The following is a 25,459-nucleotide window of genomic DNA, read 5'->3' as shown; positions in this document are numbered from 1 at the left end:
TTCAGAATTCGCGTTCAATCGCGCCGTTTGGTCCGGTAATACGGTTCATACGATTGAAATTATGGGCGTCGCGTTTACCCGCGTGTTCCCGCGTAAAATCGTCCTTTGTCGCCACACCTTTTCCCATCGCCGCTCGTGCCTGACTCTACCCGCCTTCCTCGAATCGTTGTCATCGGTGCCGGTGCGGCTGGAATGATGGCGGCTGCCGAAGCCGCAAAACGAAAATGCGAGGTGATCCTGCTCGAGAAAAATCGCAAGACCGGCGTGAAGATCCTGATGTCCGGTGGCACGCGGTGCAACGTGACGCACGATACCGACGCGAGAGGCATCACCGAAGCGTTCGGTCACGCCAAGAGGTTTCTGCAGCCGAGTGTTGGCAAGTTTCCTCCCGCCGATGTGATTGACCACTTCTCGCGTCTCGACGTGCCCACCAAACGTGAAGCGACCGGAAAGATCTTCCCGCAGAGCAATCGTGCCCTCGATGTTCGTGACGCGTTGCATCGTGACATGATTCAGGCCGGTGCGCGATTGTTTCTGCAGTCGCCCGTGCAATCGGTTCGTCCGGCCGAGAACGGCGGGTGGATGGTTTCCACGGACACCACTCAAGGGGAACAGGAATTGTTTGCTGACCGAGTGATCGTGACCGCGGGCGGTCGCAGTTGGCCGGGGTGTGGCACGACCGGAGACGCTTATGAATGGCTCGCGAGTCTCGGGCACACGATCGTTCGAACGCGTCCGGCCCTCGTGCCGTTGGTGGGCGGAACCGAAGCCACACGCGGGTTGTCCGGATTGACACTCGATGACGTGGTGGCGGAGGTTCACGACGCGGCGAGTCCTTCGTCAAAACGGCCGCTCATTCGTCGTCGTGCGTCCTGGTTGTTCACGCATTTCGGTTTCTCCGGACCTGCGGCGATGGATGTCAGCGGTGTGATGACGGCTTGCGAATCGATCCGCGACCGGCGTTTGCAATTGGACTTGGTTCCTGACGTTAGCGAATCCGAACTGCGCGAACTGTTCTCGCGTCGGTCCGGCGATTCGGGAAAGCGAACCGTTGCCTCGGTCGTCGCCGAGTGGTTGCCGTCACGTTTGGTCAACGAAGTCGTTGTCGCTTGCGGGGCACGAACCGACGATGGTGATAAACCGATCGCGGAGTTTTCCGCCGCGTCGTTAAACCTGCTCGTCGAACATCTCAAACGTTGGGTTCTGCCGGTTTACGACACGCGAGGATTCGCCAAAGCCGAAGTGACCGCCGGAGGAGTATCGCTCAAGGACGTCGATCGCAAGACGATGCACAGTCGCCTGGCCAACGATCTGTACATCGCCGGCGAGGTGCTCGACGTGGACGGGTGGATCGGCGGGTATAATTTCCAGGCCGCGTTCAGCACGGGACGAGCCGCGGCGGTCGCCTCAACAGAGCCGCTCGATGTGTCGGCCGATCGCTGATTCCGCACCCCCGTGACTCTTCTCCGGTCAACGGAATCTGTATACTTTAGGTTTTCGCTAGCGAACCATTCCTCACTCTCAGAAAGACGAAAACATGAGCGTTGTCGCCACGACTGAATTGCTTCCCGAAGTCGAAGCGTTTTTGAGCCAAAGCCCGTTCCCGAGTTTCGTCGCGGGCAAAAACTTCCCCGCCGCCAGCGGCCAGACCGTCAAAACGATCGATCCGGGTTCGGGGGAAACCATTGCCGAGATCCATGATTTGAGTGCCGAGGAGATCGATCAGGCGGTCCAAGCCGCTTCGGACGCGTTTCCGGCTTGGTCGGGAATGTCGAAAGAGGAGCGGGCGTCGATTCTGCTCAAACTCGCTGACGCGGTCGAAAAACACAAACCGATCATCGCCCAAATCGAAGCACTCGATGCCGGCAAAATCGAAGCCCAGGCCCAAGGCGATGTGCAGAACCTCGTCGACACGCTGCGGTACTTCGTCGATTTGGCGTCCAACGTTGAAACGCGAGAGAAGATCGACTCGCCCGGTTTCGAAGCGTGGAAGTATCGACAACCTTGGGGGGCCTGTGCGTTCATCTTCCCGTGGAATTTCCCTTTCTTGTTGATCGGATGGGGAATTTCGCCGGCGCTCGCCGCAGGCAACACCGTCATCATCAAACCCGCCGAAGACACTTCTTTGTCGGCGATCTACTTGGCTCGTTTGGCGAAGGAAGTTGGCGTGCCGGACGGTGTGATCAACGTTGTCACCGGCCGCGGAGCCGCTGCCGGTGCCGCGTTGTCGGCCAACGATCAGATCAAACGCATGTCGTTCACCGGTTCGCCGGAAGTCGGCCGATTGGTCGGTGAAGCCTGCGGTCGAAACCTCGTTCCCGTTAAACTCGAACTCGGCGGCAAAGGTGCTGCCGTGGTCTTTGATGACGTTGACGTCGCCGAAACGGCGGAGAAGTTGGTCGGTGCGATCACGTTCCATACCGGCCAGGTTTGCTGTGACGCGACCCGTTGGCTCGTGCACCGGGACATCTATGACGAGTTCACCAAAGAATGCGTCAAACGGATGGAAGCCGTGCAGGTCGGACACCCACTCGATCCGAACAGCCAAATGGGGCCAGTCGTCAACGCGAACCAACGCTCTCGCGTGCTCGGGTATCTCGAGAAAGGGCAATCTGAAGGTGCGAAGTGTCTGTGTGGCGGCGGGGAAGCGAGCGTGGACGGATTGCAAGGCAACTACGTGCAACCGGCGCTGCTGTCCGGCACGCTCGACAACGTTGCCGCCCGTGAAGAAATCTTCGGCCCGGTCGCCTACATCGCGACTTTCGAATCCGAAGAGGAAGCGATCGCGATGGCGAACGACACCGACTACGGGCTCGCCAACAGCGTTTGGACGAAGGACGAAGAGCGTGCCAACCGCGTCGCCGAGGCCATGGTCGCGGGCAACAGTTGGATCAACGCACACAACGTGTTCGCGCAAGGCGTTCCCTATGGCGGCGTTAACAAGAGCGGCGTCGGTGGAGGTGTCCTTTCGCCCGAGACCCTGATGGATTATTACCGTAGCACGTCGGTCGTTCGGCCGTTGAGCTGAGGTGTCTGCCTCGGCGGATTCTACCTCCCCACTCGAAAGACAAAATGCTCGCCAAAGATGTGAAAACGGGAACCGTCGTGGTTCACGAAGGCAACCCGTGCGTGATCAAGGGCATCACCGTGAACACCCCGTCGGCCCGTGGCGCCGCGACGTTGTATAAATTCCGCGCCCGCAATTTGCTGACGCGGAACAAAGTCGACATCACGATGAAGGGTACCGATAACCTCGACGAAGCCGACTTTGCCCGGCGAGAGGTGCAGATGCTCTACAGCGATCCGACACACCTGTTTGTGATGGACAAAGAGAATTTCCAACAGTACGAAATTCCGATCGATGACGTGGAGGAGGAACTGCCCTACATCACCGAAGGTTTGGAAGGCATCCGAGCGATGATCTACAACGACGGTTGTGTTGGATTGGAATTGCCTACCGCGGTCGAATTGACAATCACGCAGTGCGATCCGGGAGTCAAAGGCAACTCGGCAACGTCGCGGACCAAACCGGCGACATTGGAAACCGGTCTGGTCGTCCAAGTCCCCGAGTACATCAAAGAAGGCGAGCGTTTGAAGATCGACACGCGAACGGGCGAATTCTTGGCCCGCGCGTGATATCGCAATCAAGCGTTCGGAGTGGGAGGCATGTTTCGAGCCGATTCGGTCACAAGTCAGCCGATCGGCGTTTGCCGCGGTTGCGAATCCAACCACAGGATCGGACCCGTCGAGTTTTGTGATCGGCTCCGGTAGCGAAAGTCGCCAACGGTTTGTCGATTTCATCAAGAGTCAACCTGTTGTCGTTTAACCGGTAGCCGTAGGCGACGCTTGACGGAACACAACCTACCCTTCGGGCACGGGTTAAACGAAAATTGAACGGTATTGCCGTTAAGCGAATAAATGAACAGCCCGCCAAGAGTTTCGGCGGGGCCCGTGAATCACCAAATGTCTTGGCGACTTTCGCTACGGCCTTCACTCCAATTGCGTTTCTCCAAGGAGGATGTCGTCAGACTTCGGGGATCTGAATTCTGGTGAATCCAGTGGCGGGATCAGACTCGTCAAAGTAGAAAACGCCCCAAACTCTCGTGCCGAAAAACTACACGCCGCCTTCGGCTTGGAAACGCACCATGTCGTCGGCTGGGGCGAGCTCCACGCGAACGCCCTTTTCTCGGTTCGCTTGGTTCAATCGTACCGTCACCCGGTGACGGCCTTGCTCCATACGAACGTTGGAAACAGGGACACCCAGCTTTTTACCATCGACCCAGATCTCGCTCCCTTTCTCCAAATTTGTTAGCAGTTTGATCTCGCCGGCAACGAGCACGTTGAAGTAGCCGCGTGCGAACACGTTTTCTGCCGACGGGAGATCCTCACGCGGCAATACGCCATCGACTTTGCTGTACGCCGTTTCCCATCCTGAATCCTCCGCGGGAATCGCGTCTCCAGATGTTGCGGTGACTCGCCACTTCCGAATCACCGGGGTTTCGTTGTTGGCATACGGTCCGGGGGTGCCGAGAGCGGACAGGAATTTGGCCAAGTCCAAGAACTCATCGCGGCTGCGCAGTTGATCGGCGAGCCCTTCCGGCATCGCCGAAGGTTGTGGTCGCTCGAACTCGATTTCCTCGACATCCAGACGCACTTCCTTTCCGCCGTCGGCGGCGTCTCGGACAACGATCTCGTCTTCGTTCTTGAAGGTCACGATCCCGATTTTCACCGAACCGTCCGACATGAGGAAGAGCTTGTTGTCGTAGTGTTCTGCGATCGAGGCATTGGGTTTTAGGATGGACTCGATCACATGATTCGGTTTGGCCGCCGCCCCGACCGCGACGAGGTTTGGACCGATCTGAGGTCCGGCCGGACCGATCGCATGGCAATTCGTGCACGCGAGCGACTTGCGACGATAGATCATCTCGCCTCGAGCCGCGTCACCGTGCTCGGCCACATCCGCAGCGAGTTGCTCGGGATCCTCGGCTAGCAAACTCGCCGTCAACGATTCCGTTGAATCTCGCGGAAGAGCCTCCACGACTTCGCTGGGCAGTGATCCGGTCTCGCGGTGGTATGTTCTCAGCCGCTGGGCGACCTTCGGGTGAACAACCTCCGCCGCCAACGCGTCTGCGATCAAACTGGTGCCCGACCTCTGACGAACGATCGCTTCGACGACCGGCACGATGTCTTCGTCGCCCGGATCTTCCGTCATGACATTTGCTGCGATGTCGATGCTGCGTTTGAGATCAACGTGGGCGAGTCCCACGACCGCGGCCAAACGTCCCGCCCGGTCGCCGCTCTCGGTCAGTTCGATCAACTGCGTTGTGTACTGAGCATTCGTTTCGGCGAATGCCACCGCGAGTGCCCGGCGTAGGCCAGGGGTTTGGTTTGCGTCACGCAGCATGTTTAATTCGCTCCGGCCGGCGACCTTCCAAGCTCCCATCGTTCGGGCAGCGGCGATCCCGACGGCTTCGTTTGGATGACCAACCATCGGGCTGAGCCGACGCACCGCGCGGGCCGTCCGTTTGGGCCACCGCTGGCCGGCCAACTCTTCCAAGCTTTCCAGCATCGCGATCGTGCTCGCTGTGGATGCCAGGCCGTTTCCGCGAGTCATCGCACCGGCGATCGTGCGAATGTCGGCGTCGGTTGCCTTTTTAAGAAGCTGTGATTGCACGCTCGCAATCTCCCGCTCATCGGCGGAGTCGGTTTCAAGGAAGCGAGCGAGACGTTCTTCGAGCCCGATGCCGATTCCCTGTTCGACAAATTCACGATGGTTCGGGCGAGCAAACGACAGTCGGCCCGCTTCCATTGCTGGCCGCCAATACGGCTCCAACGCGGCCATCGTTTGCGGCAACGCTTCGTCGAGGAACCGGTCGCCGGGATGATCGAGCGAATGAAGTGCGGCGACCAACGCCTCCGCGCGAGGAACAAAACCTGCCGATAAGACGGCTTCCATGCGAGTCCTTGGGAACGGATCGCCTGCGGCTTTGGTGAGCATTCCGATTGGGTCGGAAAGGTCTTCGTGCCAATAACGCAGCACACGAGCGCCGGCCGAACGAGCATGCCCGTCCTCGGCCGATAGCACGCGTTTCAAAACCTTTTCGCTCGCTCGGCCAACGTTTTGAATCGCCCACATGGCTTCGACGAGATGGTGATCATGGTCCGCTGATTCCGGATTCAATGCATCGCACCACGCCTCGACCGTCGAGACAACCACATCGGGATCGCGAAGGCTGAGTTCGTACCGGGCTTGATGACGAACGAAATCCTCAGGGCTTCGCAGTTGATCGACGAGTTCCTCGATCGGGAGGCCGGTGAGTTCGGTGGGCGCAACGAGAGGACGTTCTTTGTGCGTGATCCGCCAAATCCGACCGTGTTCATGATCGCGTCGCGGATCGCGGAAGTCATGGCTGGCGTGACTGATGATCGAGTTGTACCAATCCGCCACGTAGATCGCGCCGTCGGGGCCGATCTTTGTGTCGACGGGACGAAAGTTGGGATGCTTCGATGACATCAACGGCGGCAAGATGTTGGCACTGAACCCGGCCCCGTTTTCGATCAACTCGTATCGGACCACCGCGCGACTTTTGAATCGACACGTCAACAACTGGCCCCGCAAATCATCGCTGACATGGGAACCGGTCGCCAAGTCGCCGCCACATTGTTTCTCGGTGCTGATCAGCGGAGTGACGCGCAGTTTATTGCCGCTGTTGCCCGTCCACGGCGAGAGATACATGATCCGCGGGTTGTTCACCATGAACGATTGCCCCCATCGATCAAACACGTGGCCCCACGGGTTTCCACCGGTACCGGTGCAGAACACTCGCAGTTCGTGAGTGCGGGGATTCATTTGATAGACGCCGCCGTTGAAATTCCTCACCACTCCGTACTGCGTTTCGACCTGTGAGTGCAGGAAGATGCCTTCTTGGAAATAGATCCAGCCACCTGGACCGCGTCGCCACGCGCTGATCGAGTGATGGCTGTCTTCGATTCCGAATCCGGTCAGAACGAGCTCTTTCGTGTCGGCGACGTCATCGCCGTCGGTATCCTTCAGGAAAAAGATGTCCGGTGACTGGGCCACATAGCAACCTCCGTTGGCGAACTCGATCCCGGTGGGCAGATACAGGCCGTCTGCGAAGACCGTTGATTTGTCCGCCTCGCCATCCCCATCGGTGTCCTCCAGGATGATGATTTTGTCGTTGGCAACCTCGCCCGGTTTCAATTGCGGGTACGCCCAGGAACACGCCACCCAAAGACGCCCACGCGAATCCCAGTGCATGTGAACCGGATTGGCCAGCATCGGATCGGACGCAAACAGGTTCGCTTCATAGCCCGGCAACAACTCGAAGTTCGCTAGTTCCGAAGCCGGGTCGTGGTCGTTCATCAGATCGAGGTTCGCGCCCCGCTGATTGGCCGCTTTGATCTTGGCCAGTTCTTCGGCCGATAGGTTCGAAACCGAAACAACGCATGCAAGAATGGCAAACCACGTCAGCAAGCGATGTGGCAAAAGGTTGCGTGAAAACATAGGTGCTTCTGTTTGAATAAAGGGGACACGCGAACGAAACGGTTCCAAACCAAGACACTTCGCGACCGAACGAATTGAAAACATGGGCTCATGTGGTCCGGTAACAAGGTCGCGAGAGTGTCTAAAAAACTGACGTAGCTGATATCGCCAGACGTCCTGGTCTTGATTTCTAGGGTCATGATTTCTGACGCCCTGAAACTTGGCGAACTCTGCTACAGGCATGACAAACGAGAACAGAACGTGTGTCTGTTCGCACAATCACTCATCCTCGACACGGGCCAAACGCCAACGGCGAGTCGATCGCTTTAGCGCTTTGGAAAGAACTAAATCGCGTTGGTCGGCGATTTCACGAAAGCGAATCACTTCGGCGGGCAACGCCTTACCGCTCGGTGACGAACGTCTTTCGCCGACGATGTGGACCTGATTGAGGGCTTTCCACGAATACGTGAACTGCAGGTTCTTGTCATTCACCGCCGCTCTCACTGACAGGGCATCGCGATGAGCGGGCGTTGAGTCGATCGCAACGCCTTTGGCCCATTCTGTCGCTGTCGCGGACACGACGAACGCTCCATCTACCGTCAACTCATAGGTTCCCGGTGACAGGTTCTCGACCGCGAGAGTGTCACGTCGAAACTCCAATTGTGGCGGCAATGGGCTATCCACCGGCGGCGGCAATCGCGGGAACGTGTCCTCCTTCACGTCGAACCGTATTCCCTTTTCGTCGGCGGACACGCTTGAAACGCTCACGCCGGACGCGGACGCGGACAAATCGCCAACGTCCAACCGAATTCGCCACGGTTCCAACACGTCTTGATCGGGAAACAATTGATTCGCGAACGTGTGGCTGATCGCCCAGTAACCGTATTCGTTCAGATGGACTCCGTTGATAGTCAGGTTCGGTCCCAATGATTCGTCCATCAAATATCGCGACGTTTCAAAAAGGTCAACGAACAACACGTCGGATTCACGGGCGACCTCCCGCATCGCGTTCGAATAGCTTTGCAAATCATCGTTGCGTGCGTCGCGCTTGGGTGTCAGCGAACCGTGGTCCTCACACGCGATCGGCGACACCAAAATCAATCGCACGTCCGAGTTCCCGTTGTACGATCTGCCTCGGTGCGAGGAAATCCATGCCGCGACATCCGCTTCGAAATTCTCGAGGCCGCCTTCTCCGGCGAAGGATTCTCCCATTCCAAAGCAAGCGATGATCACGTCGGTTTGATGTTGCCGCAGCGTTTCGGCTTCCGAGGGAAAGTTCGTCGGCCGATCACGGGCGGTGAGCATGTCGCCGCCCCAACCGAGATTGCGTATCGATACCGGACGCTCGGCGGTCCGTTGCAGCAGCAGTGTTTCCAAATATCCATGAATGCGGAGTTGGTCGGCAAACGTATTGCCAACGACGGCGATGCGGTCGCCGGGACGAATCGGTGAATCCGCCAACAACGGCGATGTCGTTGCGAACAGTAGCAGCACCGCGAAAACAGGATAGATGGATCTCATGCGTTACATCTTTCGGTGAGCGTCGGAAGGGAACCGGTTGGCGTTGGAGCGTAATGAGAGTGTCAAGGAATCGGACGAATCACTTGTCAACGCGTTCGACTGTCCACGTTGTGATCTCGGCATCGGCGGCAGGCAAAGGTTGTTCGGTGGACCAACAGCAGGCGTTGAGCAACATGCGAACGACGGACTCTTCGGCGAAATCACCGGGGTGGCCGAACGACGTGTAGAACGCTTTGCCGCCCCACTCGTTTTCCCACGCCCACGCGACGATGTCGGTTTCGTGCTTCTTGACTTCGATGGTGCCGAACGCCTTCTTGAGCAAACGTTCTCGCCCCTTTCCGCTGCCACGCACCAACGGCACACAACTGTCTTGGAGTTGAGTCAGGTACAACGTCCCGGGCGACGTCCAACTCGACTTGGTAACGTTGGACAGAATCGGATGCGATTTTGCCTCGTCGATCACATTGATTTCGGTCGAACCGGATTGATGCACGACGTATGGGGTTCCGAGCACACGCCGACCAAAGTCGTCGTTCCAACTGAATCGTGGATGACCTTTCGGGTATCGAAAGCTGTGGTTCGCCGTTCGCAGACCGATCACTGGTTTGCCCGACCGGATGTAGTCCTCGATCGGTTGCCATTCCGAATCGGGCAGCTTTAAAAAACGCATGAAGAAGATCGCCAGATCTGCGTCGTCGAGCGACTCAATCCCTGGCAAAACATCGGTTGTTTTCTTCTCTGGATTACCGCTGCCCTGAACGAGCGTGACGCGAAAACCGAACCGTTTGAGTTCTTCGGCGAACAGCGGCATCGTCAGTTCGGGCGAATAATGCAACGTGCCGACGACGATCACCGCATGAGGTTTTTCAGCTTCACTCGCCTGAGCAAACCTACCGGACGCGACAACGGTCAACAACACAATGCCGAACAGGATCACACGGTGTGGGGAACGCATGAGAAAGCCTTGGAAAGCGTAGGAACCGGAACGGGAAAGGACTTCTATTCGGTGGCAACCTCGTCGAGGTAGCCGAGTGATTCCAGGAATTGCTCGGTCGATTTCATCGCACGTTCATAGTGCGAAATGTCTTTTGTCTTTGGACGGAAACTCTTGCTGTTGAAGAACCCGTGTCCTTGTCCGGCGAACGAAACGAGTTCACAACGATTGCCCGCTTCGTTCATCAAACGGTTGAATCGCTCCGCGTTCTCGAACGGCACCGTTGTGTCCTTGGTACCGTGCAGAATCAGCGTCGGGGGCAGACCTTCGCGGACATGATGGCATGGGGAGATCTCCGTTTCCCGATCTTCGCCAACACGTTTCAGTCCGTATCCTTTGGCGGTTGTATCGATCACCGGGTTGTACAACACCATGGCGTTGGGAATCGAACTGATCGCAGCGTTTTCGGAGGGCTCATCCAATGTTTCGATTACTCCGGTGCACGCCGCAACGTGACCGCCCGCCGAGCCACCGGAAGCGACAATCTTCTGTGGATCGATGCCATACGTTGCTGCGTGTTCTCGGATCCATCGAACCGCGGATTTGCCGTCGCTCACGCACTCAAACGGAGTCGTCTTCTGACGGCTGCGGACACGATAGTCGGCCGAGAATGCGACCATGCCGCGATCAGCCATTCGACGTGCCTGCTCGTAAAACTGAGCCGGCGTGCCACCGTTCCATCCACCGCCGAAGAAGAACACAATCGCCGGTGCCTCACCGTTCGGCTGCGGGTCGGCGGGGCGAAAGACATGCAGTTGCAATTCCACGTCACCGACGGTTTTGTAGGTAACGCGTTCATCTGGCTCGAACGCGCTGCAGTCCTCTGCGTAGAAAATAACCGCGAAAACGGCCGCCACTAGCGCGAACAACCGAACCGGCGACCGCGAAAACTTCATCGTGAACGATGACTCGTTTGTTCGTTGAGAATCATGCGTGCAAAGTAACGAAATCATTTCTGTGCCTCCGCCAAATCGGTGTACTGTTCCTCGGTCATCCAAACGAGGTCCTCCCAATACCCGGAGTCGTTCGGCTGAGCGGGACCGGGTGTGGTGCGGCCGGACGTGATGATGTCGTTGATCTGTTGAGTCAGCCGCTCGACTTCCTCGGGATGCGTCGCCACCAAGTTCTCTTTCTCGCTCGGATCCGATCCGAGATGATATAGCTCGGTGTTGAACTTGGCACTCTTGAGCACCAGTTTCCAATCTCCGTCGGTGATCGAGTATCGAAAATTGCCGCCTCCGTTACCGTGGTTAATCAGTGGCAGGCGGTCATATTGAGAATCGGGATCGTCCAGCACCGAGGCGAAGCTCTGACTGTCTTCGGCGGCGTCGGCAGGCAATTCCGCGTCCACGATTTCCGCGAGCGTCGCGAGCACGTCGACCTGTCCGACGAGTTTGTCCCATGTCCGACCGGGCTGCGTGATTCCCGCGGGCCAGCGGACTATGAATGGAACGCGGTGACCGCCCTCGTAGACGGAACGTTTGCCTTGTCGGTATCCACCTCGACTGTCGTGACCGTACTTGTCGATCCGTCCCGACCAGGACTTCTCGGGCCCGTTGTCGCTCGTGAAAACAATCAGCGTGTTCTCGTCGAGATCATTGTCGGCAAGAAACTGCAGGATTTGCCCAACGCGGTGGTCGGTCTCAATGACAAACTCACCATACGCCCCGGCGTCGCCTTTGCCATGAAATTCCGGCAGCGGGCAGACCGGATAATGAGGCGACGTGAACGGCAGGTACAAAAAGAACGGCTGTCCCTGTTTGGCTGATTCGACTTTGGTTCCCATCCATTCGATTGCCTTGTCGGTAAAGCGGGTCAGACATTGGTTGTCGATGAAATCGGGAGCGACCTCCAACCCACGCAGTCGAGCGTTCTTCCCCTCGAGTTCCGGAATCGGTTGATAGGGTGGCATGATCCGGTAGTCAACGTGCCGAGGGTTTTTCTTCTTACTCGTCAGCAACGTCGGAGGCACTTTGGCATAGCGGCCTTCAAACCACGCCAACACGCCGTAGTTCAGTGAGGCGGGGATGCCAAAAAAGTATTCAAATCCTTTGTCGAGTGGCATGTCTTGGACGGGTTGCGACCAATCGCGATTCCCCGCGACGCCGGGAAAATCCATCCCGAGGTGCCACTTCCCGACCATCGCCGTTTGGTATCCCTGATCTCGCAGCATCGACGGGATCGTGACACGACCGTCGGCGATCAAGCACTCGGCTTCCGCACCGAGGACATTGCGTTTCATCTTGGTTCGCCAAGAGTAACGTCCGGTCAACAATCCGTAACGCGACGGAGTGCAAACCGAATCGGGGCTGTGTGCGTTAGTGAACGCGATGCCTTCCTTCGCCAATCGATCGAGGTTGGGTGTTTCGAACTTGGCGTCAGGATTGAGCGCACTGACGTCGCCGTAACCCTGATCGTCAGTATAGATGACGATGATATTGGGCTTGGTCGACTCCGTCGCAACGACGGCGGACGCCGCGAGCAAGACCTGAATAGAAACGAGCGTGAGGATCGACAGGCGATGCGAATGCATGGGTGGAGAGGTTCCGGGCGGGGCGAAAGACGGGAGGCGGGGCGAACCCTAGGGGCCGATCTAAGGTAGCAGGATTGACCTAAGATGATGCGCCGTCGCGCCCGAGTGAAGCCCCCAATGCGACGCGAGGCTGTTAATCTGCGACATGCCTGGTGGAGAAACAGAACCCCCGGAAAGTCCCGCAGGAAGGACTCCGCGGTTTGTGGATTTAGTGGGAAACCTTGAGGCTCACGATCGGGTAGTCGTCCGATGCGCAAGCGAGTGGTTTTATGTGATCCCCCGCCTGCGCAGCGGGCTGGAAAATCAACAGCTTGCCGGGCGGCATCGCCAACAATGCCCGAATCTTACCCCGCCTCAAGGGCAACGGGCTGACGCACCTCAGTCCGGGACGACTACGAATAGTCTTCCATCGGTGGGCAACTGCAGACGAGGTTGCGGTCGCCGTAGGTGTTGTCGATACGTCCTACCGTAGGCCAGAACTTGGCATCCCGCAGCCAGGCTTTCGGCCACGCCGCTTGCTCTCGCGTGTACGGGTGACTCCAGTCATCGCTGCCGATTTCGCCAACGGTATGCGGAGCGTTCTTGAGCGGATTGTCTTTCGCGTCGAGTTTGCCGTCTTGGATGCTTTGGATCTCTTCACGGATCGCGATCATTGCATCGCAGAATCGATCGAGTTCATCCTTGCTTTCGCTCTCAGTCGGCTCGATCATCAACGTTCCCGGCACCGGCCATGACATCGTCGGACCGTGGAACCCGTAGTCCATCAAACGCTTCGCGATGTCATCGATTTGCACACCGGCGGATTTTTCGAACCCGCGGCAATCCACAATGAACTCGTGAGCGACGTAGCCGTTGCTGTCGGTATAAAGAATGTTAAAGTGTTCGCTCAACCGTTTCGCCATGTAGTTGGCGTTCAATATCGCGACCTGGGTTGCTTTCTTCAGACCCGATGCCCCCATCATCGCGATGTAGACATAGCTGATCGCCAGGATACTCGCGCTGCCATACGGTGCCGCCGAAACCGGACCGATCGAAAACTCGCCGGCGGTGTCCGGCCGTTGAACCGGGTGTTCGGGAAGGAACGGAGCGAGCTGCGGGGCAACGCCGATCGGGCCCATGCCCGGTCCGCCGCCACCGTGCGGGATGCAGAACGTTTTGTGTAGGTTGAGGTGACAAACGTCGGCGCCACATGTACCCGGACTGGTCAGCCCGACCTGAGCGTTCATGTTCGCACCGTCCATGTAAACTTGACCGCCGTGTTCGTGAATCAAATCACACACCGAACGGATCGTCGTTTCGAACACGCCGTGCGTTGACGGATACGTGATCATCAAACATGAGAGCTTGTCACTGTGTTGTTCCGCTTTCGCTTTCAAATCATCCACGTCAATATCGCCGCGTGAATTGCATTTGACCGGAACCACTTTCATTCCCGCCATCACAGCCGACGCCGGGTTGGTGCCGTGGGCGGACGTTGGAATCAAACACACGGTTCGTTCGTTCTTCTCGCCCTTCTTCGCTGCCTCATGTTCATGGTAAGCACGAATCACCAATAACCCCGCGTACTCGCCTTGGGCACCCGCGTTGGGCTGCAGACTGACCGCGGCGAATCCCGTGACACTGCACAACCACGCCTCGAGTTCACGGAACATGTACGTGTAACCACGCCACTGAATGTCCGGCGCGAACGGGTGAATGTCGGCGAATTCCGGCCAAGTCACCGGGATCATTTCACTCGTGCCGTTCAGCTTCATTGTGCACGACCCGAGCGGGATCATTGAATGAGCGAGCGAGAGGTCGCGGTTCATCAGTTTGAAAATGTAACGCAGCAATTTCGTTTCGCTGCGATACTGATGAAACACTTCGTGCGTCAAAAATTCACTCTCGCGAGCGAATCCGGTCAAGTCGCACAACCCATCGGCCTGGGCATCGGCGAGCAGTTCGTCGATGTCGAAACCGGTGTAGTGGCCAAAGTTAAACGCGGCGAGCAAATCGGCGACTAACCCACGGTCGGTCGTCTCGTCGAGTGTCACGCCGAGCGTTCCGTCGTCGTATTCACGCAAGTTAATCTGCCGCTCGCGAGCCGCATCGGCGACTTGGCGAGCCGCGTGCGTGCGGCCTTTGCCCAATTGAATGCGAATCGTGTCAAAGACCGGACCGTCATGTGTCGCTTTGTGACCGAGACGTTCGAGCCCCTTGGCGAGTGCGGCGGTGAAGCCTTGAACGCGACGTGCGATGTGGACCAATCCGTCGGCGCCGTGGTAGACCGCGTAGAAGGAGTTGATGATCGCGAGCAACGCCTGTGCGGTGCAGATGTTGCTGGTCGCTTTGTCGCGGCGAATGTGTTGTTCGCGAGTTTGCATCGCCATCCGCAACGCCGGGTTGCCGTGGCTGTCTTTCGAGACACCAATGATACGGCCGGGTAACTTGCGGGCGTGCTTGTCGTGGGTCGAAATGAACGCCGCGTGTGGTCCGCCGAGCCCCATTGGAACGCCGAATCGCTGCGCACTGCCGACGCAAATGTCGGCTCCCCATTCACCCGGTGGTGTGATCAACGTCAACGACAACAGGTCCGCCGCCGCAACGGTCAGGCATTGTTTCGACTTCGCCTGTTCTGCCAACGCTTTGTAATCGTTGATTCGTCCGTCGGTGGTCGGATACTGAACCAACACGCCGCACAAGCCGCCTTCGCCGTAGTCGAAATCGATCTCGCTGATCGGCCCCACTTTCAAATCAACACCGAGCCCCGCGGCCCGGGTTTGAAGAAGCGCGAGCGTTTGAGGATGGCAATCATCCGACGCCCAAAAACCAGTCTTCTGATGGCGAGCGATCGAAACACACATCCCCATCGCTTCGGCCGCGGCGGTGGCTTCATCGAGAAGGCTCGCGCCGGCCAATGGCAACCCGGTCAGGTCGGCGATCATCGTTTGAAAGTTCAACAACGCTTCCAAACGACCTTGCGCGATTTCGGCTTGGTAGGGAGTGTACTGCGTGTACCAACCGGGATTCTCAAGCACGTTGCGAAGGATGACCGGCGGGGTCACCGTGCCGGTGTAGCCCATCCCGATGCACGACCGGTAGACTTTGTTCTTGCTCGCGATGGTTCGCAGTCCCTGCAACGTTTCGCGTTCGCCGCGTGGGTCGGGAATGTCGAGCGGTTCGTCCAACCGAATGTCGGCCGGCACCGTCGCATCGGACAACGCGTCGAGGGAGTCAAACCCCAGTGTGCCGAGCATTGCGGCTTGGTCGCGGTCGGACGGCCCGATGTGACGCCGGGCAAATCCGTCGACGAAATCGATCGCGTTTGTGGTGGTCGATGGGCGATCGCTCGATAGCGTCGAGGGCGTGGTCGTGCTGGTAGTCATGCTTTGCTCGGGGCAAAAGTGGGGTATCGCGAAACGTCGGCTGCGGGACAGAAATCGCACGTTCAATTGCGGGGGCATGCCGTGCCCACAATCTAATTGTGTTTCCACGGCGAGAGAATCCCTCGTTTTTTGGGGCAACGACGCGATCAACGCCCTTACCGCGATCGGACCGGCGGTCACAATCGAGCGATACTTCCGCGAGCCCACTCTGACCGTTTCCGGCGAATCGATCCGCCACCCGTGCTGGTGCGAGCGTCGCATGCTGAGGGATACTCTGCCGCACATACTTTACCGCAGCGGCACGCCTAACCCTCACCACGAAGGCAGCCTTGGCATCGAATTCGCTTAAGTTTGCTTCCCCGCCATCCGTACCGCTTGCCTAGTCCGTTTAATGACACTTTCACCGTTCCCCTCACCTCTCAGAAAAGCAACGAAATGAAACTTCGACCACTCGGTAAATCACAAATTGACGCCTCCGCGGTCGCCTTCGGAGCCTGGGCTATCGGCGGTTGGACCTGGGGCGGAACCGACGAACAGGAATCGATCAAAGCCATTCACGCGTTTCTCGACGCCGGCGGAACACTGATCGACACGGCACCGATTTATGGATTCGGACGCAGCGAAGAGATCGTGGGCAAAGCCATCGCCGATCGCCGCGATCAAGTCGTCTTGGCGACCAAGTGTTCGATGCGTTGGGATCTCAGTGACCAGCAAAAGTCACGAGCCAAGAAAAAGTTCTCGACCAGCGAGGACATCTTCGACCAACCCGGTCAAGAATCCGATGACAGCTTCGACGTCTACATCTATGCAGGTGCCGATGGCATTCGCGAAGAAGTCGAAGCCAGCCTCAAACGACTCAAGACCGACGTCATCGATCTGTATCAAACTCACTGGCAGAGCGATGATGTTGCCATCGAAGAAAAGATGAGCACGCTCGAAGAACTCAAACGCGAAGGCAAGATCCGAGCGATCGGCGTCTCCAACGCGACCGTGGAAGATATCGAGGCGTATCAAAAGTTCGGCCAAGTCGACACGGACCAAGAAAAGTACTCGATGCTCGATCGAGCGATGGAGGACACCAACCTCAAGAAGTGTGATTCCGACCATATCGGCTTCCTCGCCTACAGTCCGCTCAGCCAAGGTTTGTTGACTGGCAAAATTGATCCCGATCGCGAGTACCCCGACGGCGACCAACGCAAATACAAAGATCGCTTTGCAGCGGACAACGTGCGGAAGGTGCATGCGATGCTCGAACCGATGCGTGGCATCGCGGAAAATCACGGCATCAGTCTGGCGCAGCTCACCATCGCCTGGACCCTCGCCCAACCAGGCTGCTCGCACGTCCTTGCCGGAGCACGCACGCCGCAACAAGCGATCGACAACGCCGGTGCCGGTGCGGTCGTGCTATCAAAAGAAGACTTAGCCACCATCACCAAAGCCGTTCATGAATACGACGGTGTTTAACTACGCAGCGCGTCGGTGATCGGCGGGGCTGCAAACAACGACGTTGCTTACGGTAAAGATGTCGCCTACGGCAAATAGGGCCAGTAAGTCAATTTGCCGTTTTGGTGGGCGACGAATCTGGCATCGCCGTCTTGCGAGACCACGACCGCGATCGCTTGGTTGAGGCCGTTGACCAATCGGTATGCCGAGCGGTGACGAGTGCCCGCGGAATCGGCTCGCTCGGCGACCGAACGAGTGGCCTCGATGTCGAGTGCCCGGTGGATTTCGTGCACCGGGGTGTCGCCAAGGATCTCGCCACCGAATCCGATCATGCGGAAACTGTGGTCGAGTACCAAGGCGCCGTCGACGCTCATCATGTCGGCGAGCAAATGCCCGAACTCGATGAGGTAATCGTCGAAACGCCTCAACTCGGGATCGCGTATCTCTTGATAGCGGTTCCACGTCAGTTCGGGCATGTTGATCGGCCCGCCAACTTCTAACGCCCGCGAAATCAAACGCAGGATCAGATCGCGATAGATCATCGTCAACTCGTTTGGATGAAACGCCACGCGGAACCGCAGCCAATCGTCGGTCGTTCCGTCCCGGTGCGATCCCTCCGGCAGGAAAACCAACATCCCACCTCGCCGGCGATTTCGCATCTGACGCAGAACACGGCGGACCACGCCCTGGGCAACATCACGAACAAACGATTCGCAAACCCGCGTCGTGGGCAACTCGGTCGATGACGCGTGAAGTTCATCGAGCAGCGATTCGCGAACGTTCGTGAACCGCTCCGAAATCCATTCCGACCGAAACGGATCGAACCCATCCGTCAACAGTTGCCCCTGCATCGTTTCGAGCACCCGCGCGTGGCCCGACGCGGCAACCAAGTGGCCGGGACGGACCGCTTGGACGACCAAATTCTCAGGAAGCTGAACGCCCTCGAACCGACTGCCCTCGACGCGGTTAACCCACTCGGTCCCCGTTACCGCCATCCCCCAAATTACCAACCGACCGTTCTCCTCCTTCTCGACCGCGAGCAGCGACCGATAGAAGTCCGCCGCTCCAGCGAGTTTACGAAGGTTATGTGCCGACAGAGTCGTCGGTTCCGAAAATGCGAGAATGTGGGGCCGCGTCCGATCGGAAAGACACGTCATCAACCGATCCGGTGTCGCGAAAATAATCCGGCACCGAACCGGATCATCTTCCTCCCGCAACAAACTGGCTTGGTAGCAAACGTCCAGAATCGTCGTCAGCGACCCCTCATCGGGCAGCAACCCAAGGTCGTGCCCCTTGACCTCCCATTGATGCGCAAGAACCTTCGCTATTTCCGACGGATAGGACGATACGGCGTGAGTCGAGAATGGAGGCATCTTTTCCAGGTCGACAATCCCGTTGTGTCGTGAAGGGTGGGGGTGGACGTTTACACGAAGAACGACAGTTGAATCAACGTGCCTGAAAATCGCGGAGGCAGTGTATTGGCAAGGCAACCTAGCGACGCGCGAGCGTCCTTTCACGTTTCAGTGATTGAATGAAAAATCCCGTGGCTAGCGGTGGGGGATTGAATCGACGTGCAGGCGAGTGGCTATTTTTGATCTCTGGCCAGCGTAGGATTTGTCGGTCTGCGGTCCGAAATTCATTCGCGTATTGAACCGGTCACCCAACCGGTTCGATTTCGCACCGAGGCGGAGATTTTGTTTTCGTATCGCTTGATTGTGTCCAGATCGTTTGCGTGAAAGACGATGTCGGCCAGGATGCGACCGGACGCTCGCCCTGCACCGAACAGCAACACCGATTTCACCCAAACTTCATTCGTTGCGGCACTGCGGTTGGTACATTCTCGCGGACAAACGAACACTAACTGCCTACGGAAACCTCCATGACCAAAATTCTTATCGTCGACGATAACGAAATGGATCGTGTGCTCGCCGGACACCTTTTGACCGACCACTACGAGCTGACCTACGCGTCAGATGGTGCCAAAGGTCTCGAGGCAGTTGTTTCGGAGAATCCAGATTTGGTGGTCACGGATATGAACATGCCAAAAATGGACGGCATGAGTCTGCTGACTGAGCTTCAGAAACAGCGTCCTGAAATTCCCGTGATCATGATTACGTCAGAAGGTAGCGAATTGGCGGCCGCAGAAGCACTTGATCGCGGTGCATCGAGCTACGTTCCGAAGTCCTGTCTTCCGGAACGACTGAGTGAAACGGTTGACCAACTCGTTGACCTGATGCGAGCGGACCGGGAATACGTCAAACTGCTCGAACGGTTGACCTATTGCAAGTACACCTACGTGCTCGAAAACGATTTCTCGCTAATCGATCCGTTGGTCGAGTTTATCCAGCAGATCGCATTTGCCGAACGACTCTGCGACCATGGCACGCGGGGAAGATTGGGGGTGGCAATCAACGAAGCCCTGTTCAATGCCATGTATCACGGCAACCTCGAACTGCCGATCGATGGGATGCAGGCAGCGAGAAATCTGATGCGGGCCGGTTTGCCGATTCCCAATGTGCAAGAGAGACGCAAAGATTCGGAATATGAACAACGGCGTGTGGTTGTCGACATCACCATCTCGCTCGAAAACATGCGGATCATTATCGAGGACGATGGGAACGGTTTCGATCACGAACGATATCGCCGTGAATCAGATCGGACGGACACGGACCTGCATCGCGGGATTCTGCTGATTGAGAGCATCATGGATACGGTGATTTTCAACGAAACAGGCAATAAACTGACGCTGATTAAACATCGCCAGACTCCTGCGGACAAACTCGAAGATTCAAACGAATCGCTCGAACTTAGCGTTCAATAAAGCTCACCGAGCACGACCGCACCAGATGGTTGACCAAACACCCTTTCTGACCGGCCAGGTATCGCTCCATGATCAATGTAACGTCTCCTGGTCGAAAACGAACTTGCCAATCCCGATAGACGTGTGAACAGCGGGACGAATCCTGACGACGATATTCAACTTCGCCCGATTTCGGCGAAGCCACGTCATTCGCACGTCCGCCCATCGACGCAATCGGCCTCAACGGGAGGTGACAGGGTTTGGATGAAGCGTGCGAACATCAGTTGGAAAAACCCTCACATTGCACTTTTCGATGTTGATCCGGCGGTGTCGCTGTCCGCTGTGTCCCCATTATCCGATGTGGTGTCTCCAAACGGAGATGACGAACAATCGTGCCCCGACGTGTCCGTCGCCACACCATCCGATTCGACAAATTTGCCTCGCTCGTTCGCCAGAATTCCACGCCTGAAACAATGGACTCGGGCGTTTTCGGTGGTTGCCCTCGCGTCGATTTTGATTTACCTCACGCTGCGTTTTATTGCCCTCGCGTTTTCTTCTGATGAAGATTTTGCGACCGAGCTTCCGGGATTTTTCACATACTCTATTCTGATGATTTCCGGCACCGTCCTCGTGACGGCAACCCTTGCAGGTTTTATTGAGTTCTTGGAACTATTGCTCGACGTGAAATCGGATCTCGCGACCGCACGCGCGATGGACCGTCAGCTTTGAAAGCCGCCGCTTTTCGTGGACTGGCTCTTCATCGACAACGTTCGGCTTCGAGGCAATCGTGTTGTCCTACCGCAGCACACGTTCGATAACATTTACGCAAATTTCAGTGGTTTCACGAACGCCTTCGTAGCGATGGAAATGGCGTCTTGCAGCAAGGCTGAACTTCGGACGAATCCGAACCACTCATGTTTGAACGCAAAAACGCCTCCAAGCCTACCGTCAATTGGACTGAAAAGCTCCGGTTTCGCTATGCGATTGCTTTCTTGATCGCGGTCGCGTTGATCCTCGCCAACGGTTACACGAGCAACCAGCAACGAACTGAACTCGAGAATTTTCTCAAGCTCGCTAAGGGGCATGAGGCTGGTCACTCTGACGCGTTTATGTATCTCAAAACGGTGACGATGGCGAGGCTCGATGAATTGCAGGCACGTGAAAACCTGATCCTTGGCCTCATCGTCGTGACAATCTTTCTCTCCTATGTGTTCCTTTTTGAGCCGGTCGGAAGGCTGCTGCAACACGCGATCGAGCAACGCGAACACGCTATGCGTGAGGCCCAGGAAGCGTCCCGGCAAAAGAGTCATTTCCTTGCGAACATGAGCCATGAGATCCGGACGCCAATGAACGGGATCATCGGCATGGGTGAATTGTTGTCGGCCACACGTCTCCAACGAGATCAACGTGACTATCTCAATATGATCCGCCAGTCCGCCGACGCGTTGCTGCGTTTGCTTAATGACATTCTCGATTTTTCCAAAATCGAAGCAGGCAAATTGGAGTTGGAATCGGTTTCATTCTGCCTCCGCGATTGCACCGAAAGCACGGCACGCACCCTTGCGACCAAAGCATCTGAAAAGGGACTGGAGTTGGCTTGCCGGGTTTCGCCAGATGTCCCCACGCGAGTTATCGGTGACCCTGGTCGTCTTCGTCAAATCATTTCGAACTTAGTCGGCAACGCGATCAAGTTCACCACCGAAGGCGAGGTCGTCGTTGTGGTGGAAACGACGGAACCTCCCCAATCGGATGCGGTGCCTGTCGACTCCGAAGCGGGATCGGAATTGACCTCGGTAGGAAGTATGGATACCAGTCAGTGGTTGAAGTTTTCAGTATCCGATACCGGAATCGGTATCCCCGCAGACAAACAAGCGTTGATCTTCGAAGAGTTCAGCCAAGCGGACACGTCCACGACGAGACAGTACGGCGGAACCGGGTTGGGGCTGGCAATCTGTTCCCAACTCGTCTCGATGTTGAATGGGATCATCGGCGTCGAAAGCGAGAGCGGAAAGGGGGCAACGTTCTGGTTTCAAATACCACTCACCGTCGACGATCGTTCTCACGCGGCGGTCGATATCGGCAGGTTGCACAAGTTGCCGGTGCTCATCGTCGACGACAACGTAACCAATCGTTTGATCCTCAAAGGCATGTGCGAATCGTGGGGAATGCGTGTCGTGCAAGCAGCTAGCGCACGGGAGGGCTTCAAACTGCTGAAAAAATACAGTCAACAGATTCGGTTAATCTTGACCGATTGCATGATGCCGGAAATTGATGGCTTCCAATTTGCAAAACACGTTCGCAAGTATCGTTCTGCTGAGCAGTGCACGATCATTATGCTTTCTTCGGCGATCAAGCCTGGCGATTTGGCGAATTGCGAGGGCCTACAGATCGCGCGGTGTTTCCCCAAACCGATCGTACAATCCGAATTGCTCAATGGAATTCTCGCCACGTTGGAGCATCGGTCGCAGGCCTCCCAGGACGAAACGGAAACATCGAAACGAACTCAGCCGCGAACCATTCTGCTCGCTGAAGACAACCCGATCAATCAACGGGTCGCGACAGACTTCCTCCGCAAACGAGGCCATCACGTGCATGTCGTTGCCGACGGCAAGCAGGCGCTCGATGCCGTTGCCAGCCAATCGTTTGATTTGGTGCTGATGGACATTCACATGCCGGCGCTCGATGGATTTGAAGCGACCAAACGGATTCGCGAGAGCGACGATGAACATGTCGCGGCACTGCCGATTATTGCAATGACGGCAAACGCGATGAAAGGCGACCGTGAAGAATGCCTCCGCGCCGGAATGAACGGCTACGTCAGCAAACCGGTTGTGCCGAAGGAGTTGTATGATGCTGTCGAAACAATCCCTGTTCGTACAATCACAGGCGCACCATCCGCTCAAAGGGTTTCCGTTCCCAGCGATGCGTCGACTCAAAACGTTCCTCCAGAGAGAAAACGTGAAGCGGTTGTCGACGACAACCGCTTCATCGATTGGGACCACGTGCAGGGAAGGTTCAGTGGGGAAAAGTCTTTTGTGGGTGAATTGGCCGTGATTCTGCGGCATCAATCCATCGATCTGTTCGCGGAAATGCAGAAAGGGGCTCAATCCTCCGATACGAAATCCATTCACCTGGCGGCCCACACGTTAAAAAGTTCTCTCAGTGCCTTTTCGATCGAGCCCGCGATCGCAATCGCTCAGCAGATCGAATCGGCAACGGGAGACGATAGCTTGGATGACGTGCCGCAGCTTCTGGAGACCTTGCAACCGATGCTGTCCCAAGTCCGTGTTGAGCTCGATCAGTTTCTAGGCAGTTAAATCTTTGCGGCGTCGACTTTGAGCGTCTCACTGGGCTGATCATTCAAGCGTTCTCAGCATGGCCGCTAAGTTTGAGCAGGCAGGCGATGCGCATAGCCGATCGCTCATTCATTCTTAACCAACATCTCATGATCTTAACGTGGTCGGTTGTATCCCTGAGCGATAGACTCCTGGCTCGAGACGAGCAGCAGATGAAAGTTTATCCACTGCGTTATCGCGTGCACCACAGATCAACCGCTGTACTCTTGAAACGCTGATAGCTCATCAACGTCGATGTCAACGATCGACTGTTTTTGGTGTGCGACAACGACGCGCGATCAAACACCGTGTGAGCATCGCGGTACCATGCGAAACGACGACCGGTTTCGCTTTTTCTATCGTATCAGAAACAACGATTGGACCCTCGGATGTTGTGGACTCGTATCGAAAATGAAACGCTCAGTACGTTATGCGAACGAGTCGGCGTGGCGTTCGAAGTTGGGTTGGACCCGCACCGAGTTTTCGAACGGGAAGCCAAAGGGTCGGCAACGACGTATGGTCGACGCATGCGTAGCGTTGCCGAGCAAATTCGTGAAGGCACCGCACTCTCCGATGCGGTGAAAGCGCAAGGGAATTACTTCCCGCCACATTTTGCGGAGATGATCGAAGGCGGCGAACGGTCGGGAAAACTCGACCGGGTCTTAGACCGCCTCAGCGAATACTACCGACAACTCGCTGAGTTCCGCAGTATCTTCTTTCAGTCGATTATGTGGCCGATCGTGCAACTCGTTCTTGCCATTTGTGTCGTCGGCGCGTTGATCTATCTGCCTTCCGTGTTGTTGCCCGACGCCGACGCAGATCGCCACGACCTGATCGGCATCGGACTGGTCGGCGAACGCGGACTGATGATCTATCTTTCGATCGTTAGTCTTTGTGCGGCGGCTGTGTTCTTGCTCTACGTTTTGGCAACGAATGGATTTCTGCGTTTCATTCCCGAGTGGATCGCTCGGCTACCTTGGATCGGCCACAACCTCCGAGTGTTTGCGGAGGCTCGTTTTGTTCAAACGCTTGCAATCACGATCGAGTCGGGGGTCGATGCAGCGGCCGCGGTCAGTCTGGCGTTTCGCAGCGCTGGGACTTCGCTGTTCACGTCCAAGGCGGAACCGTGCAAGCATGCGATCATGCAAGGCCAAGACATGCATACCGTTTTGGCGGATACCCACCTGTTTGGCGAAGAAACACTTGAGGTAATCGAGCTAGGGGAAGCATCCGGAAAGCTAGCCGAGTCGCTCGACAAACACTTCAATCATCTCAAATCGAAAGTCCGCAAGTCGATGGCGCAGTTGACGTATGTGGCGTCTGCGTTGATTTGGTTTCTGATTGCCGCAGCGTTGATCACGATCATCTTCCGGGTCTTTTCGATGTACGTTGACGGACTGGGCAATCGTGCTTCGGACGTGATGCGGGGCGACGCCGGTTTCTAACTTCAATATTGAACCTATCGATGGCTCGATCGACGTTTTTACAAAAGCCTGCGTGGCACTTCACTATGTTAAGATCACCGAAACAGCGCACCGCGACGATACTTGGTAGCGACCAAGAGACCGCGACGGCCAATTCAGCGGAAACGGCCAACGATCTGCTTCAAATGGTCGATCAGTTGGACCACGAGATCCGTGCGTTGCCCAACAAGTCGCCGGCGTATCCGACCGAGGTCGTCAATCGCCTTCTAGAGTTTGCGGCACTGGTCGGCACGAGTGATATGCATCTGCAGCCCACACCGAGCGGGCTCGACATCCGTTTTCGTCATGACGGCGTCTTGCATCCGATCGGCGTCTACGCAGAAGGGGCAAACGCATCGATCATCTCGCGTTTGAAGGTACTGTCGAATTTGCTGACGTACCAAAATGACATTCCCCAAGAAGGCCGAGTTGCCGACCCAGGAGAATCCGCGGAAGTCCGTGTCAGTACGTTCCCAACGCTCGACGGTGAGCGTGCGGTGC

The 25,459-nt window shown here is 56.8% G+C and carries 19 protein-coding genes; 11 read left to right on the top strand and 8 right to left on the bottom strand.

Going from position 1 to position 25,459, the window contains the following annotated elements:
- The 4 genes from RSSM_RS34925 to RSSM_RS23035 all read left to right on the top strand — a co-directional run.
- On the top strand, nucleotides 1-196 hold a 196-nt coding region (locus tag RSSM_RS34925; protein WP_236621322.1), incomplete at its 5' end, for a hypothetical protein.
- A complete protein-coding gene (locus RSSM_RS23045; protein ID WP_008684784.1) occupies nucleotides 136-1,443 on the top strand; it encodes a BaiN/RdsA family NAD(P)/FAD-dependent oxidoreductase in 1,308 nt (435 codons plus the stop codon). The genes RSSM_RS34925 and RSSM_RS23045, both read left to right, overlap by 61 nt.
- A gap of 94 nt (nucleotides 1,444-1,537) precedes the next feature.
- Nucleotides 1,538-3,028, top strand: coding sequence for an aldehyde dehydrogenase family protein (locus RSSM_RS23040; protein WP_008684782.1), 1,491 nt, complete (start codon nucleotides 1,538-1,540; stop codon nucleotides 3,026-3,028).
- 44 nt (nucleotides 3,029-3,072) lie between these two features.
- Nucleotides 3,073-3,636 (top strand): elongation factor P, encoded by a 564-nt coding sequence (locus tag RSSM_RS23035; RefSeq protein ID WP_008684780.1) that lies wholly within the window; start codon nucleotides 3,073-3,075, stop codon nucleotides 3,634-3,636.
- 478 nt (nucleotides 3,637-4,114) lie between these two features.
- Here RSSM_RS23035 and RSSM_RS23030 read toward each other — a convergent pair whose 3' ends face one another.
- From RSSM_RS23030 to gcvP, 6 genes are all read right to left on the bottom strand, one after another.
- Nucleotides 4,115-7,525, bottom strand: coding sequence for a PVC-type heme-binding CxxCH protein (locus RSSM_RS23030; RefSeq protein ID WP_144060045.1), 3,411 nt, complete (start codon nucleotides 7,523-7,525; stop codon nucleotides 4,115-4,117).
- Nucleotides 7,526-7,783: 258 nt separating this feature from the next.
- Complete coding sequence (locus RSSM_RS23025; protein ID WP_008684773.1) at nucleotides 7,784-9,025, bottom strand: SGNH/GDSL hydrolase family protein; 1,242 nt, start codon at nucleotides 9,023-9,025, stop codon at nucleotides 7,784-7,786.
- Between the two features lie 79 nt (nucleotides 9,026-9,104).
- Nucleotides 9,105-9,980 (bottom strand): ThuA domain-containing protein, encoded by an 876-nt coding sequence (locus RSSM_RS23020; protein ID WP_008684771.1) that lies wholly within the window; start codon nucleotides 9,978-9,980, stop codon nucleotides 9,105-9,107.
- A 44-nt stretch (nucleotides 9,981-10,024) separates the two neighbouring features.
- Nucleotides 10,025-10,972: an alpha/beta hydrolase gene (locus RSSM_RS23015; protein WP_008684769.1), complete on the bottom strand. Its 948-nt coding sequence runs from the start codon at nucleotides 10,970-10,972 to the stop codon at nucleotides 10,025-10,027.
- Nucleotides 10,969-12,552 carry a sulfatase family protein gene (locus RSSM_RS23010; RefSeq protein ID WP_008684767.1) on the bottom strand — a complete coding sequence of 528 codons (1,584 nt, stop codon included), beginning with the start codon at nucleotides 12,550-12,552 and terminating at the stop codon, nucleotides 10,969-10,971. The genes RSSM_RS23015 and RSSM_RS23010 overlap by 4 nt, the downstream gene beginning before the upstream one ends.
- A gap of 392 nt (nucleotides 12,553-12,944) precedes the next feature.
- Nucleotides 12,945-15,917 carry an aminomethyl-transferring glycine dehydrogenase gene (gcvP, locus tag RSSM_RS23005; RefSeq protein ID WP_008684764.1) on the bottom strand — a complete coding sequence of 991 codons (2,973 nt, stop codon included), beginning with the start codon at nucleotides 15,915-15,917 and terminating at the stop codon, nucleotides 12,945-12,947.
- A 76-nt stretch (nucleotides 15,918-15,993) separates the two neighbouring features.
- Between gcvP and RSSM_RS33330 the strand changes: the two genes are divergently transcribed.
- Together RSSM_RS33330 and RSSM_RS23000 are read left to right on the top strand one after the other, a co-directional pair.
- Complete coding sequence (locus RSSM_RS33330) at nucleotides 15,994-16,266, top strand: hypothetical protein (RefSeq protein ID WP_008684762.1); 273 nt, start codon at nucleotides 15,994-15,996, stop codon at nucleotides 16,264-16,266.
- An 86-nt stretch (nucleotides 16,267-16,352) separates the two neighbouring features.
- Nucleotides 16,353-17,381 (top strand): aldo/keto reductase, encoded by a 1,029-nt coding sequence (locus RSSM_RS23000; RefSeq protein ID WP_008684760.1) that lies wholly within the window; start codon nucleotides 16,353-16,355, stop codon nucleotides 17,379-17,381.
- A gap of 65 nt (nucleotides 17,382-17,446) precedes the next feature.
- Here RSSM_RS23000 and RSSM_RS22995 read toward each other — a convergent pair whose 3' ends face one another.
- A complete protein-coding gene (locus RSSM_RS22995; RefSeq protein ID WP_008684757.1) occupies nucleotides 17,447-18,733 on the bottom strand; it encodes a putative sensor domain DACNV-containing protein in 1,287 nt (428 codons plus the stop codon).
- 263 nt (nucleotides 18,734-18,996) lie between these two features.
- The gene (locus RSSM_RS33910; protein ID WP_160168168.1) at nucleotides 18,997-19,161 is read right to left on the bottom strand and encodes a hypothetical protein; all 165 of its coding nucleotides are present in this window, start codon (nucleotides 19,159-19,161) and stop codon (nucleotides 18,997-18,999) included.
- Nucleotides 19,162-19,239: 78 nt separating this feature from the next.
- On the opposite strand from RSSM_RS33910, the gene RSSM_RS22985 reads away from it, so the two are divergent.
- From RSSM_RS22985 to RSSM_RS22960, 5 genes are all read left to right on the top strand, one after another.
- Nucleotides 19,240-20,181 carry an ATP-binding response regulator gene (locus tag RSSM_RS22985; RefSeq protein WP_008684753.1) on the top strand — a complete coding sequence of 314 codons (942 nt, stop codon included), beginning with the start codon at nucleotides 19,240-19,242 and terminating at the stop codon, nucleotides 20,179-20,181.
- Between the two features lie 471 nt (nucleotides 20,182-20,652).
- Nucleotides 20,653-20,889, top strand: coding sequence for a hypothetical protein (locus tag RSSM_RS33325; RefSeq protein WP_144060044.1), 237 nt, complete (start codon nucleotides 20,653-20,655; stop codon nucleotides 20,887-20,889).
- Between the two features lie 185 nt (nucleotides 20,890-21,074).
- Nucleotides 21,075-23,477 carry a hybrid sensor histidine kinase/response regulator gene (locus RSSM_RS22970; protein WP_008684748.1) on the top strand — a complete coding sequence of 801 codons (2,403 nt, stop codon included), beginning with the start codon at nucleotides 21,075-21,077 and terminating at the stop codon, nucleotides 23,475-23,477.
- Nucleotides 23,478-23,884: 407 nt separating this feature from the next.
- On the top strand, nucleotides 23,885-24,940 hold the full coding sequence (locus RSSM_RS22965; protein WP_008684745.1) for a type II secretion system F family protein: 1,056 nt from the start codon (nucleotides 23,885-23,887) through the stop codon (nucleotides 24,938-24,940).
- A gap of 65 nt (nucleotides 24,941-25,005) precedes the next feature.
- Nucleotides 25,006-25,459 (top strand): ATPase, T2SS/T4P/T4SS family (locus RSSM_RS22960; RefSeq protein WP_008684744.1); only part of this gene is annotated, 454 nt, incomplete at its 3' end.

This window comes from Aporhodopirellula sallentina SM41, assembly GCF_000346505.1.
GTDB classification, from domain to species: Bacteria; Planctomycetota; Planctomycetia; order Pirellulales; family Pirellulaceae; genus Rhodopirellula; species Rhodopirellula sallentina.
This window is presented reverse-complemented; position numbering and strand designations above follow the sequence as displayed.

What these genes read in the sequence shown, in the direction of transcription:
- RSSM_RS22985 (WP_008684753.1), top strand. Translation starts at nt 19,240, where the DNA reads ATGACCAAAATTCTTATCGTCGACGATAACGAAATGGATCGTGTGCTC.
- RSSM_RS23040 (WP_008684782.1), top strand. Translation starts at nt 1,538, where the DNA reads ATGAGCGTTGTCGCCACGACTGAATTGCTTCCCGAAGTCGAAGCGTTT.
- RSSM_RS33330 (WP_008684762.1), top strand. Translation starts at nt 15,994, where the DNA reads ATGCCGTGCCCACAATCTAATTGTGTTTCCACGGCGAGAGAATCCCTC.
- RSSM_RS22995 (WP_008684757.1), bottom strand. Translation starts at nt 18,733, where the DNA reads ATGCCTCCATTCTCGACTCACGCCGTATCGTCCTATCCGTCGGAAATA.
- RSSM_RS23035 (WP_008684780.1), top strand. Translation starts at nt 3,073, where the DNA reads ATGCTCGCCAAAGATGTGAAAACGGGAACCGTCGTGGTTCACGAAGGC.
- RSSM_RS23030 (WP_144060045.1), bottom strand. Translation starts at nt 7,525, where the DNA reads ATGTTTTCACGCAACCTTTTGCCACATCGCTTGCTGACGTGGTTTGCC.
- RSSM_RS23020 (WP_008684771.1), bottom strand. Translation starts at nt 9,980, where the DNA reads ATGCGTTCCCCACACCGTGTGATCCTGTTCGGCATTGTGTTGTTGACC.
- gcvP (WP_008684764.1), bottom strand. Translation starts at nt 15,917, where the DNA reads ATGACTACCAGCACGACCACGCCCTCGACGCTATCGAGCGATCGCCCA.
- RSSM_RS22965 (WP_008684745.1), top strand. Translation starts at nt 23,885, where the DNA reads ATGTTGTGGACTCGTATCGAAAATGAAACGCTCAGTACGTTATGCGAA.
- RSSM_RS23015 (WP_008684769.1), bottom strand. Translation starts at nt 10,972, where the DNA reads ATGATTTCGTTACTTTGCACGCATGATTCTCAACGAACAAACGAGTCA.
- RSSM_RS23025 (WP_008684773.1), bottom strand. Translation starts at nt 9,025, where the DNA reads ATGAGATCCATCTATCCTGTTTTCGCGGTGCTGCTACTGTTCGCAACG.
- RSSM_RS22970 (WP_008684748.1), top strand. Translation starts at nt 21,075, where the DNA reads ATGTTTGAACGCAAAAACGCCTCCAAGCCTACCGTCAATTGGACTGAA.
- RSSM_RS23010 (WP_008684767.1), bottom strand. Translation starts at nt 12,552, where the DNA reads ATGCATTCGCATCGCCTGTCGATCCTCACGCTCGTTTCTATTCAGGTC.
- RSSM_RS23000 (WP_008684760.1), top strand. Translation starts at nt 16,353, where the DNA reads ATGAAACTTCGACCACTCGGTAAATCACAAATTGACGCCTCCGCGGTC.